This is a genomic window from Streptomyces sp. NPDC093801 (assembly GCF_040701585.1).
In the GTDB taxonomy this organism is placed as follows: domain Bacteria; phylum Actinomycetota; class Actinomycetes; order Streptomycetales; family Streptomycetaceae; genus Streptomyces.
Genome location: NZ_JBFBDP010000020.1, coordinates 102,291 through 120,316, shown reverse-complemented (window position 1 = coordinate 120,316; position 18,026 = coordinate 102,291). Strand labels below are relative to the sequence as shown.

Annotated in this window: 18 protein-coding genes; 9 read left to right on the top strand and 9 right to left on the bottom strand. The window is 76.3% G+C overall.

Going from position 1 to position 18,026, the window contains the following annotated elements:
- The first annotated feature begins 138 nt into the window (after nt 1-138).
- Nucleotides 139-2,208, top strand: coding sequence for a SpoIIE family protein phosphatase (locus AB0469_RS23665; RefSeq protein WP_366453422.1), 2,070 nt, complete (start codon nt 139-141; stop codon nt 2,206-2,208).
- Here the strand turns inward: AB0469_RS23665 and AB0469_RS23660 are convergent.
- The 9 genes from AB0469_RS23660 to AB0469_RS23620 all read right to left on the bottom strand — a co-directional run bounded on the left by AB0469_RS23660 (nt 2,205) and on the right by AB0469_RS23620 (nt 10,219).
- On the bottom strand, nt 2,205-2,831 hold the full coding sequence (locus tag AB0469_RS23660; protein WP_366453421.1) for a hypothetical protein: 627 nt from the start codon (nt 2,829-2,831) through the stop codon (nt 2,205-2,207). The genes AB0469_RS23665 and AB0469_RS23660 overlap by 4 nt on opposite strands.
- A complete protein-coding gene (locus AB0469_RS23655; protein WP_366453420.1) occupies nt 2,828-4,177 on the bottom strand; it encodes a DUF58 domain-containing protein in 1,350 nt (449 codons plus the stop codon). The genes AB0469_RS23660 and AB0469_RS23655 overlap by 4 nt, the downstream gene beginning before the upstream one ends.
- The gene (locus AB0469_RS23650) at nt 4,174-5,181 is read right to left on the bottom strand and encodes a MoxR family ATPase (protein WP_366453419.1); all 1,008 of its coding nucleotides are present in this window, start codon (nt 5,179-5,181) and stop codon (nt 4,174-4,176) included. Before AB0469_RS23650 ends, AB0469_RS23655 begins: the two co-directional genes overlap by 4 nt.
- Before the next feature lie 98 nt (nt 5,182-5,279).
- Nucleotides 5,280-5,813: a hypothetical protein gene (locus AB0469_RS23645; RefSeq protein ID WP_366453418.1), complete on the bottom strand. Its 534-nt coding sequence runs from the start codon at nt 5,811-5,813 to the stop codon at nt 5,280-5,282.
- On the bottom strand, nt 5,810-6,955 hold the full coding sequence (locus AB0469_RS23640; protein ID WP_366453417.1) for a DUF4129 domain-containing protein: 1,146 nt from the start codon (nt 6,953-6,955) through the stop codon (nt 5,810-5,812). Before AB0469_RS23640 ends, AB0469_RS23645 begins: the two co-directional genes overlap by 4 nt.
- 165 nt (nt 6,956-7,120) lie before the next feature.
- On the bottom strand, nt 7,121-7,762 hold the full coding sequence (locus AB0469_RS23635) for a DUF305 domain-containing protein (protein WP_366453415.1): 642 nt from the start codon (nt 7,760-7,762) through the stop codon (nt 7,121-7,123).
- Between the two features lie 70 nt (nt 7,763-7,832).
- A complete protein-coding gene (locus tag AB0469_RS23630; RefSeq protein WP_366453414.1) occupies nt 7,833-8,402 on the bottom strand; it encodes a DUF6153 family protein in 570 nt (189 codons plus the stop codon).
- 65 nt (nt 8,403-8,467) lie between these two features.
- The gene (locus tag AB0469_RS23625) at nt 8,468-9,505 is read right to left on the bottom strand and encodes an NUDIX hydrolase (protein ID WP_366453413.1); all 1,038 of its coding nucleotides are present in this window, start codon (nt 9,503-9,505) and stop codon (nt 8,468-8,470) included.
- Nucleotides 9,506-9,595: 90 nt separating this feature from the next.
- The gene (locus AB0469_RS23620; protein ID WP_366453412.1) at nt 9,596-10,219 is read right to left on the bottom strand and encodes a LysE/ArgO family amino acid transporter; all 624 of its coding nucleotides are present in this window, start codon (nt 10,217-10,219) and stop codon (nt 9,596-9,598) included.
- Nucleotides 10,220-10,288: 69 nt separating this feature from the next.
- Here AB0469_RS23620 and AB0469_RS23615 point away from each other — a divergent pair, with 69 nt between their 5' ends.
- The 8 genes from AB0469_RS23615 to AB0469_RS23580 all read left to right on the top strand — a co-directional run bounded on the left by AB0469_RS23615 (nt 10,289) and on the right by AB0469_RS23580 (nt 17,879).
- Nucleotides 10,289-11,239 carry a LysR family transcriptional regulator ArgP gene (locus AB0469_RS23615; RefSeq protein WP_366453411.1) on the top strand — a complete coding sequence of 317 codons (951 nt, stop codon included), beginning with the start codon at nt 10,289-10,291 and terminating at the stop codon, nt 11,237-11,239.
- 113 nt (nt 11,240-11,352) lie between these two features.
- The gene (locus tag AB0469_RS23610) at nt 11,353-11,973 is read left to right on the top strand and encodes a dihydrofolate reductase family protein (protein WP_366453410.1); all 621 of its coding nucleotides are present in this window, start codon (nt 11,353-11,355) and stop codon (nt 11,971-11,973) included.
- A gap of 100 nt (nt 11,974-12,073) precedes the next feature.
- Complete coding sequence (locus tag AB0469_RS23605) at nt 12,074-14,170, top strand: serine/threonine-protein kinase (protein WP_366453409.1); 2,097 nt, start codon at nt 12,074-12,076, stop codon at nt 14,168-14,170.
- 32 nt (nt 14,171-14,202) lie between these two features.
- On the top strand, nt 14,203-14,595 hold the full coding sequence (locus tag AB0469_RS23600; protein ID WP_366453408.1) for a TOBE domain-containing protein: 393 nt from the start codon (nt 14,203-14,205) through the stop codon (nt 14,593-14,595).
- Nucleotides 14,596-14,668: 73 nt separating this feature from the next.
- Complete coding sequence (gene corA, locus AB0469_RS23595) at nt 14,669-15,751, top strand: magnesium/cobalt transporter CorA (protein WP_366453407.1); 1,083 nt, start codon at nt 14,669-14,671, stop codon at nt 15,749-15,751.
- Nucleotides 15,661-16,386, top strand: a complete 726-nt coding sequence (locus AB0469_RS23590; RefSeq protein WP_366453486.1) for a GNAT family protein — start codon at nt 15,661-15,663, stop codon at nt 16,384-16,386. The genes corA and AB0469_RS23590 overlap by 91 nt, the downstream gene beginning before the upstream one ends.
- A 151-nt stretch (nt 16,387-16,537) precedes the next feature.
- Nucleotides 16,538-17,368, top strand: a complete 831-nt coding sequence (locus AB0469_RS23585; protein ID WP_366453405.1) for a chitosanase — start codon at nt 16,538-16,540, stop codon at nt 17,366-17,368.
- Between the two features lie 157 nt (nt 17,369-17,525).
- Nucleotides 17,526-17,879: a DUF805 domain-containing protein gene (locus AB0469_RS23580; RefSeq protein ID WP_366453404.1), complete on the top strand. Its 354-nt coding sequence runs from the start codon at nt 17,526-17,528 to the stop codon at nt 17,877-17,879.
- Nucleotides 17,880-18,026: the final 147 nt, after the last annotated feature.

Genomic DNA, 18,026 nt, shown 5'->3' with positions numbered 1-18,026 from the left:
GCGGACCACCCGGCCGGGGCCGGGAGGCGGCCCGCTGCGGGGCGGCAGACGATGGAGGGGACAGCGGAGGCTCCCGCAGGTCCGTTCGGGTGAACGGACGCCGGCGGGACGGACGCGGGTGTGCGGGGTGCATGCCGGATGAACGAGGACATCCAGGTCGACGACCTGATCGACAGCGCGGCGCAGGCCGCCGGCGGCTGGCTGGGCTCCCTGCCCGTGGCGCTGGTGGCCACCAGCGCCACCGGGACGATCGTGCGCTGGAACCAGGTCGCGCAGGAACTGCTCGGCTACGCGCCGCCGCAGATGCTCGGCCACAACATCGCCGACCTCCTCCACCCCGGCTCCGACCGCAGCCTGGGCCGCGCCCTGTGGGAGACCGCGGCCACCGGCCGGGGCGTGATGGGAACGGTGACCGCCTGGCACCGCGACGGGCACCCGATGGAGCTGGAGATCTGGGCCTCGCCCGTGGCCGACCGGCAGGGACACGGCGCCACCACGGTGCTGGTCTTCGCCGCCGAGGCCCCCGCGGCACGGCGCATCCGGGGCTCCTCGGCGGTCTGGGACGGCTTGTTCGCCCGTTCGCCCGTCGGCATCGCCATCCTCGACACCCAGCTGAGGTTCCTCCAGGTCAACGCCGCCCTCGAAGCCATGAACGGGCTGCCCGAGTCGGCCCACGTGGGCCGCCGCCTCGCCGAGATCCTCCCCACGGTCAACGCACGCGACATGGAGGAGGCCATGCTCCAGGTCCTGGAGACCGGCGAGCCGGTCCTGGACCTGCGCCGCGTCGGACGGACCCCGGCCGAACCGGACCACGACCGGGTGTGGTCCTGCTCCTACGTCCGGGTGGAGGACCCCGCCCACATGCCCATCGGGGTCATCGCCTCCCTCGTGGACATCACCGACCAGCAGCGCGACCACGTCGAGGCAGAGGCGGGCCGGCGCCGGCTCGCCCTGCTCAACGAGGCCAGCATCCGGATGGGCTCCAGCCTGGACCTGGAGCGCACCGCGCAGGAACTCGCCGACATCGCCGTCCCCCGCCTCGCCGACGCCGTCACCGTCGACGTCCTCGACGCGCTGGCCCGCGGGGACGAGCCCGGCATGGGCCTCACCGGCGGCGTGGCGCTGCGGCGGCTGGGCCGGGCCCCGCTCGGCGGCTCCCGGGTGACGGACATCCTCGCCCCCCTCGGCCGGACCCTCTCCTTCCCCGCGACCGCCCCCTACACCCAGGCCCTCTCCGGCCGGCAGCCCTACCTCGTGGCCACCCTCGACGAGCAGTCCATCGCCTCCGCCGCCCGGCACACGGCCAGGCCCGCGCAACTGCTCGCGGCGGGGGTGCACTCCTTCGTCATGGCCCCCCTCGTGGCCCGGGACCGGGTCCTCGGCGTCGCCAGCTTCTACCGCCTGCGCCCCCTCGGCCCCTTCGGCGCCGAGGACGTCACCCTCGCCGCCGAACTCGCCGGCCGCGCGGCCCTCAGCATCGACAACGCCCGGCTCTACCACCGCGAGCACGAGACCGCCGTCATCCTCCAGCGCAGCATGCTGCCCCAGCACATCACCCCGCCCGCCGGCATCTCCGTCAGCCACCGCTACCTGCCCGCGAGCGACGTCAACGAGGTCGGCGGGGACTGGTACGACGTGCTGCCCCTGGCCGGCGGCAAGGCCGGGCTGCTGATCGGCGACGTCATGGGCCACGGCATCGGCGCCGCCGCCGTCATGGGCCGGCTGTCCGCCTCCGTGCGCGCCCTCGCCCGCCTGGACCTGTCGCCCGTACGGCTGCTGCACCAGCTGGAGGCCGCCCTCGCCGACCTCGCCGAGCCGCTGCTGGCCACCTTCCTCTACGTGGTCGTCGACCCCGCCGCCGGCCGCTGCACCGTCACCCGGGCCGGCCACCCGCCGCCCGCCCTCGCCCTCCCCGACGGCAGCGTCCGGATCCTCCACACCCCGCCCGGAGTCCCCCTGGGCGTCGGGGGCATCGCCTTCACCCCCACCGAGGTCGAGGTGCCCCCGGGGAGCATCCTCGTCCTCTACACCGACGGCCTGATCGAAGCGCGCGGCAGCGACCTCGACGAGCGGCTGGCCGAGCTCACCCAGCTGCTCGCGGACCCCCAGCGCCGGCTGGACCACCTGTGCGACTCGCTGATCACCCACCTGGTCCCGGCCGCGGCGGACGACGACATCGCCCTCCTCGTCGCACGGGTCGGCGACTAGGGGGTGTCTTCCGGACCGCCGCGCCGGCCGGACGGGCGGCGGGTGCGCAGGGCCAGGAGCAGGCAGACGACGGCGGCGACGACGGCGAGCGCGGCGGGCAGCCGCGCGGCGGGGGTGTGCGCGACCGGTGCCCGGGCGGCGAGCAGGACCACGGCGCTCGCGGCGGCGGCGGCCAGCGCCGGCGCCGCCGGGGGCCGGCCGGGCGGGGCGGTGGCGCCGGCGGTCCACGGGTCGGTGACCAGGAGGTAGGCGGGCAGCAGGGCGGCCATGCAGGCGACCAGCCAGACCGGCGGGCCGGTGGCCGCCGCGACCGCGATCGCCGCCGCCGGCAGCACGGTGGTCCTGCGGCGCGCCACGACGGCCCGCAGGCGCATGGAGGTCAGGACGGGGCGCGCGTCGACCATCGGGGCGGCCCACCACGCGGCCGCCGCCGCCACGAGCACCAGCACCCCGGCCGGCAGCGGTGCGCGCAGGGCGGCGGGCGGGTCGCAGGCGGCGACCACGAGGGCCGTTCCGAGCAGCCGGTCGGCGGGGCGGGAGGCGAGCCGGGAGACGAGCCGGGCGCCCCGGCCGCCGGCGGAACGCGGGTCCGGCGGGGCGGGCCGGGCGGGGGCGGCGGTCATCGGGTCCCTCCGCGGACGCGGGTCCGCAGCAGCGGAGCCAGGGCGAGGTCGAGGGTCTCGCCGGGCCGGTGGGCGACGACCGCGATGCCGCGCTCGACCAGGGCGAAGCGCATGGCGTCGCGGTCGGCCCGCCACAGCCGCAGCGCGAGCTCCCCCTCGGTGTCGCCGGGTTCCACGACCGGGTCGCCGGTGGGGACCTCGACCACGACCACCGGGTTCGCCCGCCTGCGCACCTGGTGCAGGACGTCGAAGACCCGCTGGTCGGCCAGGGGGGTGACGACGTACACCAGGGCCCCGTCGGGCAGCGCGGGAGGAGGGAGCGGGCCGAGGCCCTCCGAGCGGTGGGCGAGGTCCTTGCGGACGTCCAGCACGCTCTCGGCGATGCGGTGGAAGTACCCCTGGCCGCTGCCCGGCCGCAGCCAGCGGGTGGCCCCGCCGACCGACACGACGCCGACCCGGTCGTGGGTGCGCAGGTAGGCGCGGACCAGTCCCGCGGCCGCCCGGAAGGTCTCGTCGAGCGAGGACGCGCCCGTGACCGGGTCGACCACGTCGGCGAGGGCGTCCAGCAGCACCACGGTGTCGGCGGCGGACTCCGCCGCGAACCGGTGGACCTGGACGGTGCCGCGGCGGGTGGTGGCCGGCCAGTGGATCCGGCGCTGCCGTTCGCCCGGCACGTACGGGTGCACGCCGGTGACCTCGACGCCCTCGCCGCGCTGCGCCGCGGTGTGTTCGCCGAGGCGCTGCGGAAGCCGGACCGGGACCGGCGTGAGGCCGGCGTGTCCGGGCAGCGGGAAGACGGCGACCTCGCCGAGGTCCACCCGTACGGTGCGCCGGGCCAGGCCGCCCCCGTCGTAGACGTCGACGTCGACCGTGCCCAGCGTCCAGCGGCCCCAGCGCCCCGCGGTCAGGACGAGTTCGACGTGGTGCGGGCCGACCGCGAGGTGGTCGAGCCGGACCCCGTGGCCGAGGGTGACACCGGGGTCCAGCCGGCCGGCCTCCCCGTCGTGGGCCACCGCGATCCGCACCCTCACCCGCTCGCCCTCGAAGCACCGCCGCGGCTCCACCTCGGCCTCGGCCGTCACCTCCCGCGGCCGCGTCCCGCCCGGCAGCGCGAGGGCGAGCAGCACCAGGGGCGCGGCGGCGAGGGCCGGCAGCCAGGGGCGCCCGCTGAGCAGTGCGGCGGCCAGCGCGACCACGGCCAGCGTGCCCAGCCGCAGCGCGCGTTCGCCGGGGCGCCACCCGGGCGGGGGCGGCGGCGGGGGCTCGGCCGTCACGTCCGGGCGGCCGTCCAGGGCCCGTCGGACGGCGGCCGCGGCCCTGCGGTCCGCCGCCCGGTCCGTCGTCACGGGGCGACCGGGGTGCGCGGCAGGGTCTGCGGGGCGGGCACGGCCCGGACGACCTCGCGGATCACGTCGTCCGCCTCGATCTGCCGGACCCACAGCTCCGGCTTGAGGGTGACGCGGTGCGCGAGGGCCGGCACCGTCACGGATTTGACGTCCTCCGGGGTCGCGTAGTCCCGCAGGTCCAGTACGGCGCGGGCGCGGGCGAGCTGCACCAGGGCGAGGCCGCCGCGCGGGGAGGCGCCGACCTGGACGTGCGGGTGGTCCCGGGTGGCTGCGACGAGGGCGACGACGTAGTCCAGCAGGTCGTCGTCCACCTCGACGTCCTCCACGGCGGCCCGCATGGCCAGGACCTCGCCCGGTCCGCTGAGGGTGCGCAGCACGGCCTCGGGCGCCGCCCGGTCGACACGCGCGCGCAGCATGCCGGCTTCCTGGGAGGCCGTCAGATAGCCCATCCGCACCCGCAGCAGGAACCGGTCGAGCTGGGCCTCCGGCAGGGAGTACGTGCCCTCGTACTCGATCGGGTTGGCGGTGGCGACGACCACGAAGGGATCCGGCAGCGGCCGGGTGCTGCCGTCGACGGACACCTGGGACTCGGCCATCGCCTCCAGCAGCGCGGCCTGGGTCTTCGGCGGAGTGCGGTTGATCTCGTCGGCGAGCAGCAGGTGGGTGAAGACCGGTCCGGGACGGAAGACCATGTCGGCGCTCCGCCGGTCGTAGAACGGGGCGCCGGTGACGTCGGAGGGCAGCAGGTCGGGGGTGAACTGGACGCGGGAGAAGTCCAGTCCGAGGGTGGTGGCGAAGGAACGGGCCAGCAGCGTCTTCCCGAGCCCCGGCAGGTCCTCGATGAGGACGTGGCCGCCGGCCAGGATGCCGAGCATGACCAGGGTCTGCGGTTCCGCCGCGCCGATCACGGCCCTGCGGATCTCGTCGAGCACGGCCGCGGCCCGCTCGCCCGCCTGTCGGGGCGTCAGGGCGGGGTGGTCGGGGACGGGCTGCGGGCTGGTCACGATCGGATCCTCACGGGCGGGGTCGGGTTCGGGGGCGGGGCCGGGTTCGGGGGCGGGGCCGGGTGTGCGGGCCGCGCGGGCGGCTGCGGCGGCGCCGGTCACAGGGCTTCCAGGCGGTCGAGCAGGGAGCGCAGGACGGGCTCGGGGAGGGTGGGCCGCGGCGTGGGCGCCCCGGGGTCGATCCACGGCCAGAGCTCGGCGCCGACCAGCTCCCGGGCCCGCTCCGGGTCCCGGTGCACCTCCACGCCGTGCCGTTCGGCCAGCCGGGCCGCGAACAGCCGCTGCAACTGCGGCCGCATGACGGTGCGCAGGTGCTCCTCGCCGTCGTCCCCGAGGGCGTCGGCCACCCTGCGACGCCACCGGCCGAGCGCCGGGGCCCGGCCGTCCAGCAGGCGCACCGGCTTGCGGTACCCGCCGTCCTGGGCGCCGCCCGCGGCGTAGCGCCCCAGGACGAGGGCGACCGAGGTGACGAGGGCGGCGCCGGTGGCCGCCGCGGCGGCCCCGTCGGTCAGGGCGAGCAGCACTTCGGCCGCGACGGCGACCGTCGCCAGTACGGCCACCGAGTGCCGTACCGAACCGGGCTCCCGCAGCACGGAGCCGGCCAGGCCGCGGATCCGCGCGCCCGCCTTCACCCGGCCCCCGCCCCGGCTCCGGCTCCGGCTCCGGCCTCGGCTCCGGCTCCGGCCTCGGCTCCGGCCTCAGCTCCGGCTCCGGCCTCGGCTCCCGCCCCGGCCCCGGCCTCGGCTCCCGCTCCGGCCTCGGCACCGGCTTTGGCCTCGGCCTCGGCTCCGGCCTCGGTCCCGGCCCCGGCTTCGGCCTCGCGCGCCGGCGGGCGCAGGCCGTGCGCGATCTCGCCGAGCGCGGCCGCCGCCCGGTCGCGGTGGCCGTCGTGCATCGGGTGCGTGGAGTAGCGGGCCTCGCGGAACAGGGCGGTGAGGTCGGCGGCGGCCGCCCCCGCGGACAGGCCGCCGTCGAGGGCCCGCTCCAGCAGGTCCTGGGGGCTGTCCGAGGCGTGCCGCGCCACGCCGGAGCCGGCGAGCGACTCCTGCATGGCGAGGTAGCAGGCGATGACGGCCGTGCGGGCGTCGGCCGCGTCCAGCAGGGCGCGGCGCCCGGAGTCCACGGCCCGGGCCATGCGCTCCCGCCCGCCGTCGGGCGTCGCGTACGTCGCCGGTGCCCCGGGTGCCGCCGGACGAGTCAGGTACCGCCACAGGCGGAACGCCGCGAGGACGAGGGCCACGGCCAGCACGGCGATGCCGAGGCCGAGCAGGACGGGCGTCAGCCCGAGGTGCGCGCCCTCCTCGCCGGGGGCGGCCTGCGGCGGGGCGGAGGGCGGTGCGGACAGGGGGTCCTGCCGGGAGAGGGGAGGGGGCACGGGCTCCGCGCCGCCCCCCGAACCGCCGCCGGACGTGCCGAACCGGTGCAGGACCACGATGAGCAGGGGGACGACCAGCGGTGCGGCCAGCAGGACGCGGCCCACGCCGTCGGCCAGCCGCTGTTCCACCGGGCCGAGCGCCAGGTGGGAGCCGACCCGCTCCCGGTACTTCCCGCGCAGGGCGATGCCGACGAGGAGCGACAGCAGGGCGAGGGCGAGCACGAGGACGGGGTTGCCGCCGAGCGGCCCGCGGCCTTCGGCCAACAGGCCCGCGCCGGGGTGCAGCAGCAGTGCCACCAGGGCCGTTCCGCCCACGACCAGGACGCTCGCCGCCGCCCGTGCGCCGCCGGCCGTGCCGCGCAGCCGTCCCCCGCCGGACGTACGTTCCCGCCCCACCATCGCCCCCTCCCCCCGGAGACCGGCAGCTTCGCACACCGGATGTCGGTGATCCATAAGGTCAAGGGGCGGGCGGGGGAACTCCGTTGCCGCCGCGCCGGCCGCCCGGCCGCCGCCACGCGGAAGGCACTCGCCGCCGGACGGGGCGGCGAGTGCCTTCGGCCGGTGTCAGTTCCCGCCGAGGAGGCCGTTCATCCGGGTGATCTCGGCGCTCTGGGAGCCGATGATCGCGGCGGCCATGTCCTTGGCGGGCTGGTACCTGCCGTCCGTCTGCTCGGTCCTGGCCATGGCGACGGCGCCCTCGTGGTGCTTGACCATCAGCTGGAGGAACGCGGTGTCGAAGGCCTTGCCGGAGGCCTTCGACAGCCGGTCCATCTCCTCGCCCGTCATCATTCCGGACATCGAGTGGCCCGCGTGGCCGCCGCCCTCCGCGGCGGGCACCTGCTCGCCCCAGGAGGCCAGCCAGCCGGACAGGGTCCGGATCTCCGGGTCCTGGGCCTTCTCGATCTCGTCGGCGAGCGCCTTGACCTCGGCCGACTCGGCGCGGGTCGCGGCGAGGCCGGCCATCTCCAGGGCCTGGCGGTGGTGCGGGATCATCCCCTGGGCGAAGGCGGTGTCGGCGGCGTTGTTCGCGCCCCGGCCCTGGGCCGTGCCCGAGGGGGCGGCGGAGGCGGAGGCGCCGGCTTCGTGGCCGCCGCCGTGCCCGGAGGCGTCGCCGGAGGTCCCGCCGCAGGCGGCGAGGACGAGGGCGGCGGTCGCGGTCGCGGCGAGCGCGGTGGTGCGGCGGATCAGGGAACGCCGGATGTCCATGGTGGTGCTTCTCCTGTGCTGGGACGTGTCGGAACGGCTCGGCCGGCGGGAGGTGCCGGCGAGGTCCGCCCTATACGCGCAGGAGCTGCAGTTCGCTGAGGGAGGGCGGCGCGCGCCCGTGCGCCGTCGACCCGGGCGGCGCCGCGTGGGCGGCCGCCGCCGCGGCGGGGACGCCGCCGGGGGCCGGGGCGGGGGCGGGCAGGACCGGTGCCCCGCTGGTGCCGGAGGCCGCGCAGGTGGGGTCGGCGTGCTGGGCGTGCCCGCCGCCGCCGTGGGCGGGGTCGCCTGCGCGGGTGCATCCGCAGTCGTCCGCCGGTCGGGCCTGCGCGGATCCGGTCTGCGCCGGTCGGGCCTGCGCGGACCCGGTCTGCGCCGCTCCGGTCTGCGCCGCGTGGGTGCGGGTGGCCCAGGCGTGGGTGGTGGAGGCCCCGGTGTGGGTGGTGGCGGCCCTGGTGTGGGCGGCGGCCCCGGTGTGGGTGGTGGTGGCCCCGGTGTGGGCCGCGGCCGGTGCGTGGGGCCGGGGCAGTCCGCCCGGACCCAGGCCGTGCATGGCCACCAGGCCCGTCAGGACGGCCAGGACGAGCAGCAGGAAGGCGGCCGGCCCGCCGGGCCTCCCCGTTCCTCCCGCTGGTGTCCTCATGCCGGGCATCGTATGCGACGCCTCCACGCATACTCCACAGGGGTAGGGGGTATGTGTCGGGCTCCTCAGACCGGCCGGCCCCGGTGCAGCTCCAGCGGGCCGCCGCCCTCGGCGAGGGCCTTCAGGCAGGCCTTGATCTGCCGCCGCAGATGCGGCTTGACCAGCCCGCGCAGCTCGCCGCGGCGCGCGGTCCGCCACTCCAGCAGCTCGCCGGGCGCCAGCCGGATCCGGGCCAGGGAGGCCGCGTCGAGCACCCCGCCGTCGTAGAGGAACCGCACCCGTGCGGGGCAGCCCGGGCGGTGGGACCAGTTGACGGCCAGGAGCCGGCCGGGGGCCAGGTCCAGGCCGATCTCCTCGTGGACCTCCCGCGCGGCGGCCGCCCGGGGGGTCTCCCCGAGGTCGCTGTCGACCCCGCCGCCGGGCAGCAGCCAGCGGCCCGGCTCGCCGTAGCCGGGCCGGACCAGCAGGACGGCCCCGTCCCGGTCGGTGAACAGGACGTTCGCCGCGGTGAGGGCCTTGGGGCGGGCGGCCAGGTGTGCCGCGGCGTCGTAGCCGCCCGCGTGCTCCCGGGCCGCGCGGTCCGCCGGGTCGAGCCCGGCCGGCGATCCGGGCTGCGGGACACCGTCGACGAGGTGCGCCAGCGAGCCCGAGTGCAGCGCGGCCAGCGCGGCGGCGAGCCGCGGCGCGAGCCGGGCGGACAGCTGCCGCACCGCCTCCCCGGGCGGGAGCCAGCGGGCCTCGGAGACCTCGCCGTCGGGGAAGGTGAGCGCCCCGGCCCGTTCGGCGGAGAGCGGCCCCACCAGGTACACGTGGACCACGAGCGAGCGCCCGAGCGCCCCGGGCGGGCAGGAGTCCACGGCGAGCAGCCGGCCGACCGGCACGGACAGGTCCAGCTCCTCCTTCAGCTCGCGGGCCAGGCCCTCCTCCGGGGTCTCGGTGTCCTCCACCGTGCCGCCCGGCAGTTCCAGGCCGTCCTTGTAGGAAGGGGTCAGCACGAGGACCCGCCCCTCCGCGTCGAGGACGATCCCGGTCGCGGCGACCAGCGGGGACGGCTGGGCGGCGTAATAGGCGCGCACGGCCTCGGGCGACGGTCGGTCGGGCACGGCGGCGGCTCCTGGACTCGCGGGGTCGGTGGTGGGCGGCGGGCCCGCGGCGGGCACCGCGCACCGCGACCGCCGCCCCGCCCGCCGGCCTCAGGCCCGGGCGAGGAGCATGCCGCCCATCGTCACCATGGTCGCCGCCACCACCCCGTCCAGCACCCGCCAGGCCCCCGGCTTCGCGAGCAGGCCGCTCAGCAGCCGGGCCCCGTAGCCCAGGGTGGAGAACCAGGTCAGGCTGGCCAGGCCGGCCCCGGTCCCGAAGGCCCAGCGCAGGTCCCCCCGGTCGGCGGCGAGCGAGCCCAGCAGCAGGACGGTGTCCAGGTAGACGTGCGGGTTCAGCCAGGTCATGGCCAGGCAGGTGAGCACGGCCGCGCGGGCGGAGCCGGAGGCGGCGCCCTCGGCCGTCAGGGCCGCGCCCGGGGCCGGGCGCAGCACCCGGCGCGCGGCGAGGATCCCGTAGCAGACGAGGAATCCGCCCCCGGCGATGCCGACGGCCGTCAGGGCGGCCGGCCAGGCCGTGACGAAGGCGCCGACTCCGGCCACGCCGAGGGCGATGAGGACCGCGTCGGACACCGCGCAGATGGCGACCACCCACAGGACGGCGTGCCGGCGCGCCCCCTGCCGGAGGACGAAGGCGTTCTGCGCGCCGATGGCGACGATGAGGGACAGGCCGGTGCCGAAGCCGGCCAGGAGCGCTGCGGTGATGCCGTTGTTCATGACTCCGACCGTAGACAGCGCGCGTCTCTCGGTACAGCTAAAGATTTTTACGTACCCTTAGCGTTCGTGATGGACGAGCTTCCCCTGGAGCAGGTGCGGACCCTGCTCGCGGTCGTGGACGAGGGCACCTTCGACGCGGCCGCCGCCGCCCTGCACGTGACGCCCTCCGCCGTCAGCCAGCGGGTCAAGGCCCTGGAGCAGCGCACCGGGCGGGTCCTGCTGATGCGCACCAAACCGGTGCGGGTCACCGAGTCCGGCGAGGTGGTGGTCCGCTTCGCCCGGCAGCTGGCCCGGCTGGAGCGGGACGCGCGGGCCGAGCTCGGGATGGGCACGGCCGACGGCCGGGGGCCCGTCCGGCTGCCGATCGCGGTGAACGCCGACTCGCTGGCCACCTGGTTCCTGCCCGTGCTCTCGCGGGTCCCGCAGGACCCGCCCGTCTGCTTCGAGCTGTACCGGGAGGACGAGTCCCACACCACGGCGCTGCTGCGCGAGGGCCAGGTGATGGCCGCCGTCACCTCCTCGCCGGACCCGGTGGCGGGCTGCACCGTACGGGCCCTGGGCCTGGCCCGCTACCTGCCCGTGGCCGGCCCCGGCTTCGCCGCCCGCCACCTGGCCGGGGACCCCGCGGAGGACCTGCGGGAGGCGCCGACCATCGTCTTCGACCGCCGCGACGACCTCCAGGACGCCTTCGTCCGCTCGCTGACCGGGGACGGCACGGGCGCCTCGGCCGTCCGCCACCAGGTGCCCACCTCGGAGGGCTTCCGCGACGCGGTGGCGGCCGGACTGGGCTGGGGGCTGGTGCCCGAGCCGCAGGCCGAGCCCCTGCTGCGCGCCGGGGCCCTCGTACGGATCACGCCGGGGCGGACGCTGGACGTGCCGCTGTACTGGCAGCAGTGGAAGCTGGACTCGCCCGTGCTGGCGGTGGTGGCCCGGCTGGTCGCCGAGACCGCCCGCGGGGCGCTCCTTCCGCCGGGGCGGCCCGGACCCGGCGGGCCCGCCGCCGGGGACCGCTCCCGCTGACCGCTCCCGCTGACCGCTCCGGGGCGGTCGCCGCCCGGGATGAGGCCCGGCCGCGGGCGGCGTCTACTGGGAGACGACGGGCGTACGCCGACCGACCGCCGGGGAGCACCGGGATGAGGAAGATCACCGCAGAGCTGTTCGTCTCGCTCGACGGCGTCGTGGAGGCGCCCGACCAGTGGCACTTCCCGTACTTCGACGACGCCATGGGCGCGGCCGTCGACGCGGTGGTCGGAGCGGCCGACACCCTCCTCCTCGGCCGCCGGACCTACGAGGGCTTCGCCGGGTCCTGGCCGCAGCGGGAGGCCGCCGGCGGGGAGGACGCCGCCTTCGCCGCGCGGCTGGGCGACGTACGGAAGATCGTCGTCTCGCACGGGACCCCGGACCTCGGCTGGCGCAACGCCGAGCTGCTCCGCGGGGACCTCGTCACGGGGGTCAGGGCCCTGAAGGCCGAGCCCGGCGACGGGCCCGTGGTGATCAGCGGCTCGGTCTCCGTCGTCCGGCAGCTGCTGGCGGCGGGCGAGCTCGACCGGCTGCACCTGCTGGTGCACCCGCTGGCCGTCGGCCGGGGGATGCGGCTGTTCGAGGACGACGCGCCCCCGATCCCGCTGAGGCTGCTCTCCTGCGAGGCCTTCGGGACCGGCGTCCTGAACCTCTTCTACGCCCCCGCCGCGGCGCCCCGCAGCGCCGGCTACGAGGACGCCAGGACCCATCTGCCCCGGGACGGATCCGCCTGAACGCGCTCCGCCGACCGGGTGAACCCTGATGTGATCATGCCCTCTACCCTTGGCTCCGGCAGGCCGTCGACGGACGGCCGGTGAGGGAACGGAGCGGGCGGTGCCGGTGCCATCGGAGCAGGCGAACGACGGGGACCTGGTCGGCCGGGCGCTCGGGGGGCGCTACCGGGTCACGGCGGTCGTCGGCCGCGGCGGCATGGGCGTGGTCGCGCGGGCGGTCGACGAGCTGCTCGGCCGCGAGGTCGCCGTCAAGCTGCTGCGGGCCTACACCGACGCCAGCCCCGCCGAACTGGCCGACCTGCGCACCCGGATGCAGCGGGAGGCCCAGGCCGCCGCGCGCATCCGGCACACCGGTGTGGTCACCGTGCACGACGTGACCGAGGAGCAGGGGCTCCCGGTCATCGTGATGGAACTCGTGGACGGCCCCTCGCTCGACGCGGTCGTCGAACGGCAGGGCGCGCTGGACCCGTACGAGGCCGCCGCGATCGGCGCGCAGCTGATGGACGCCCTCGACGCCGCCCACCGGGCCGGCGTCCTGCACCGGGACGTCAAGCCGGGCAACGTGCTGATGGAGCGGGGTGGCCGGGTCGTCCTCACCGACTTCGGCATCGCCAGCATGCAGGCCCCCGACGACGAGGAACGGGCGAAGCTCACCCGCAGCGGCGAGATCGTCGGCTCCCTGGACTACCTGCCGCCGGAGCGCGCCCAGGGCCGCGAGCCCGGCCCGGCCTCGGACATCTGGTCGCTGGGGATGACGCTGTACGCGGCGGTGGAGGGGGTCTCGCCGTTCCGCCGGACCTCGGTGTGGTCGACGCTCTCCGCCATCGTCGCCGAACCCCTGCCCCAGGCCCGGCGGGCGGGACCGCTCGGGCCGGTGCTCCAGGCGCTGATGGCGAAGGATCCGGAGGCCCGGCCGACCGCGGAGCAGGCGCGGGCGATGCTGGAGGCGGTGGCGTCCGGAGCCGGCGGGACGGGCGGGGCCGCTGGGACGGCCGGGGCGGCTGGGATGGCCGGGCCGGTCGGGGCCGTCGGGGCCGCTGGGACGGCCGGTGGTGCCGGCGTCGCCGGGCCGCACCCCGACGGTCCGGGTGCGGCCGGGGTCCCGGCGCCCGGCTGGACGGGGCCGTATCCCGTCGCGCCAGGAGCCGGAGTGCCGGGCGGGACGGGGGACCAGCCCGTCGGTCCGGGTGCGGCCGGTGGTGCCGGCGTCGCCGGGACGCATCCCGGGCAGCGGGGTGCGGCCGGGGTTCCGGCGCCCGGCTGGACGGGGCCGTATCCCCTCATGCCCGGGCCGGGCGGGACGGGGGCCCACCCCGACGGTCCGGGTGCGGCCGGGGCGCAGCCTCGGCCCGCCGGGTTCGGGCCGACGCCCACGGCGCCGTCCGCCGCCGCGCCCGCCCATGGACCGGCCGCCGCGCCCGCTCACGGACCCGGCGGCGCGTCCGCCCACGGAACCGGCGGCGGGGCCGCGCCCGCCGGGTTCGGGCCCCCGCCGGGCGCCGTGGACGCCGGTGCCGGTGGGGCGGGATCGTTTCCGCACCCGCCCCACGCCCCGTCCCCCTACGCCCCGTTCCCCGCGCAGGGCGGTCCGGCGGGGCGTTCCCCGGCCGCCGCGGGGGCCCCGGCCGGGGGCGGGGCACGGCGCGGCCGCCGGGCCGCGATCGCCGTCGCCGTGGCCGCCGTACTCGCCGCCGGAGGCGTCGCGTACGCCCTGACCTCCTCCGGCGGCGGCAAGAAGGCGCACACCACGGCCACGCCGCCGACCGCCGCCGCGTCGCCGGCGACCGGCGACCTGCCGGTCCCGGCGAGCCCGGGCCCGTCCCCCTCCCCGTCCCGGACCGGCCCCTCCGCCACGCCCTCGAAGAAGGCCGGCACGGCGTCGCCCTCCGCGTCGGCCCCCTCGGCCGCCGCCAAGCCGGGCCCCGTGCCGACGGGCTGCGCCGGCTGGACCCACAAGGACCCCAAGCCCGGCACCTACGGCTACATATCCGGCGACCACCACCTCCTGGCCGCCCCCTACCAGCAGTGCGCCCAGGGCTCCCTGGTCAAGAGCGGCACGAAGCTCTGGTACCACTGCTACGTCGTCAACTCCTACGGGAACCAGTGGACGTTCGTGCGCGTGGACGGAACGAACCAGACCGGATGGCTCTACAACCGCGACCTCACCGGCCAGAAGGGCTCGTCCCCCGCGTGTTAGCCCCCCGCCGCCCCCCGGCCTAAGCTGCGCCCATGGAGTCCTACACCATCGGCCAGGCGGCCCGGCTGCTCGGCGTCAGCGTCGACACGGCCCGCCGCTGGGCCGACGCCGAGCGCTTCCCCACCCGCCGCGAGGGCACCCGCCGCATGGTCGACGGCCCGGACCTGGCCGCGTTCTGCGTGGAGGCCGCGCAGGAGGGGACCGAGGGGGAGGAGACCCCGTACACCTCGGCGCGCAACGCCTTCCCCGGCATCGTCACCGGGGTGAAGCTCGGCACCGTCGACGCCCAGGTGGAGATCCAGGCCGGCCCGCACCGCATCGTCTCCCTGCTGACCCGGGAGGCGGTGGAGGAGCTGGGCCTGGAGGTGGGCTCGCGGGCGACGGCGCGGGTGAAGTCGACCAGCGTCTTCGTCGACCGGGGCTGACCTCCGGCGGGGCCTCCGGCACGGCGGTGGCAGACTGGCCGCTGATCCGCCGAAGGGAAGTACCTCCTTGTCCATGTTCAGCAACCTGCGCCGGGCCGTGCGCCGCGGCTACCGGCGGGCCGTCGACCTCAGCCACCCGGCCCGCTCCCCGCTCGGCAGCGCCGTGGTCAACTGCGTGGTCTACCAGGACGGCATCCGCCAGGAGGGCTGCGCCGAGGTCGAGGAGGCGCTGCGCCGGGTCCGCAAGACCGGCGAGGGCTTCGTCTGGATCGGCCTGCACGAGCCGTCCCAGCTGGAGCTCGCCGGACTCGCCGAGCTGCTCGGCCTGCACCCGCTGGCCGTCGAGGACGCCGTCCACGCCCACCAGCGCCCGAAGGTGGAGCGCTACGACGACACGCTCTTCGCGGTCTTCAAGACCGTCCGCTACGTCGAGCACGAGGAGCTGACGGCGACCAGCGAGGTGGTGGAGACCGGCGAGCTGATGGCCTTCGTCGGCGAGGACTTCGTCATCACCATCCGGCACGGCGGCCACGGCACCCTCGGACCGGTCCGCGAGGCGCTGGAGGCCGAGCCGGAGCAGCTGGCGAAGGGGCCGGCAGCCGTCCTGCACGCCATGGCGGACCACGTGGTCGACGACTACGTGGCCGTCACGGACGCGGTGCAGAGCGACATGGACGCCGTGGAGACGGCCGTGTTCAGCGAGCACGGCGGGCGCGGCGACGCGGGCCGCATCTACCAGCTGAAGCGCGAACTGCTCGAACTGCGGCGGGCGGTGGCCCCGCTGGGGCGGCCGCTGGAACACCTCGCCACGCAGCCGATACCGGTCATCCCGGCGGAAGTCCGGGCGTACTTCCGCGACGTGGCCGACCACCTGACCCGCGCCACGGAGCAGATCTCGGCGTACGACGGGCTCCTCGACTCGATCCTCCAGGCGCACCTGGCGCAGGTGACGGTCGCCCAGAACGAGGACATGCGCAAGATCACGGCGTGGGCCGCGATCGTGGCCGTGCCGACGATGGTGTGCGGCGTGTACGGCATGAACTTCGACCACATGCCGGAACTGCACTGGACGTACGGCTACCCGGCGGTCCTCGTGGTCATGGCGGTGGCCTGCTACGTCATCCACCGGGGCTTCCGCCGCAACGGCTGGCTCTGACACCGGGACCGGGTGCGGTCCGGCCCCGTCCGGGAGGTGGAACCGCTGCGCGCGCGGCACTCGCCGGCGGGCGGGTACGGCTGGAGCCGCTCGACCCGCGGCACCACGACGGGCTGTGCGAGGCCGTCCGCGACGGGAACCTCTGGGAGCTCGCGGTCACCCTCGTCCCGCACCCCGACGACGTGCGCGGCTTCATGGCCGACGCCGTCGCGGCGCGCGAGGCGGGCACGGACCGCGCCTACGCGACGGTGGACCTCGCCACCGGCAGGATCGCCGGCTCGACCCGGCTGATGAGGATCGACACCGCGCACCGCCGGCTGGAGATCGGCTGGACCTTCCTCGGCCGGACCTGGCAGCGGACGGGGGTGAACGCCGAGGCCGAACTCCTCATGCTCGCGCACGCCTTCGAAGAGCTCGGCATGAACCGCGTGGAGCTGCTCACCGACGTGCGCAACGCCGCCTCGCGGGCCGCGATCGCCCGCCTCGGGGCGACCCGGGAGGGGGTCGTGCGCCGGCACATGGTGATGCGGGACGGCCACGTCCGCGACACGGTGATCTTCTCGCTCACCCGCCCCGAGTGGCCGGAGGCGAAGCGGGCCCTGTGCGAGCGCCTGGCGGCCCGGCGGGCGGTCTGAGTCCGTTCCCGCGGCGCGCCGGCCGGTTCGCCCAGGGTGTGGACCGTCGGATTCCGGAGGTGGCCTCCGCAGGGGTGTCCTCTGCCGCCCGTATCTGGTAGGAAAGTTTCCTAACGGAACAGGAAAGGCTCAACCCCCCTACGGAGGCCTCGTGTTCACGATCCCCCGCACCCCCCTGGTCATCGGCGTAATCCTCGGTGCCGCGCTCCTCGCCACCCCGGCCGCGGCCCAGCCCGTGGCCGCGCCGCCCGCGCCGGTCACCGTCCGCGCCGCGGCCGGCCTCGACGACCCGGCGAAGAAGGACATCGCCATGCAGATCGTCTCCAGCGCCGAGAACTCCTCCCTCGACTGGAAGGCCCAGTACAAGTACATCGAGGACATAGGCGACGGCCGCGGCTACACCGCCGGCATCATCGGCTTCTGCTCCGGCACCGGCGACATGCTCGACCTCGTCGAGTACTACACGCGGGTCAAGCCCGGCAACGTGCTCGCCAAGTACCTCCCGGCCCTGCGCAAGGTCAACGGCAGTGACTCCCACGCCGGCCTCGACCCCGACTTCACCAAGGACTGGGCGAAGGCGGCCCGGGACGCCGAGTTCAAGAAGGCCCAGGACCACGAGCGCGACCGCGTCTACTTCGACCCCGCCGTCAAGCAGGGCAAGGCCGACGGCGTCGGCACCCTCGGCCAGTTCGCCTACTACGACGCCATCGTCATGCACGGCGACGGCGGCGACGCCACCAGCTTCCGCAACATCCGCAAGCGGGCCCTGTCCAAGGCCAGGCCCCCGGCCCAGGGCGGCAACGAGACCGCCTGGCTGAACGCCTTCCTCGACGCCCGCGTCTGGGCGATGAAGCAGGAGGAGGCGCACAGCGACACCAGCCGCGTCGACACCGCCCAGCGCGTCTTCCTCAAGAAGGGCAACCTCAACCTGAACACCCCGCTCGACTGGAAGGTCTACGGGGACTCGTACCACATCGGCTGACCCCGGCCCGCGGGCGGTCCAACTCCCCCTGAAACCAGGGGTGCTGGCCTAATCCAGATGGCTCGAAGTGGCTTGAGCGCGTCGCCGCGGGGGCATAACCCCGGCCCGGCCCCGTTTTCAGGGGAGGGGCCGCAGGTTCCGTCCCAAGGGGGGACTCGTGAACTACTACCTCGACGTCATCAAGCGGTACGCGGACTTCCAGGGCCGCGCCCGCCGCCAGGAGTACTGGATGTTCCTCCTGTGGAACATCCCGATCGTCATCGTCCTCGCGATCCTCGACTTCGCGCTCGGCAGCTACCCGGTCATCAGCTGGATCTACACCCTCGCCGTGTTCCTCCCCTCCCTGGGGCTCACGGTCCGCCGGCTGCACGACACCGGGAAGTCGGGGTGGTGGTACCTGATCAGCCTCATCCCCTTCGTCGGCTTCGTCTGGATCATCATTCTGATGGCCACCGAGGGTGACGCCGGGCCGAACGCCTACGGCGCGAACCCCAAGCAGACCGGCGCCTGACGCACCTCCCGGCACCCCGCGTTCCACAGCGCCGTCACCGGCTCGTCGCAGCCGGTGACGGCGCTTTCGCGTGCGGGGTGACACGCGTCTCGCTCGGGTTGCGGCAGGGGGCTGTCCTGACCGGCCCGATCACGAGATATCTTGATG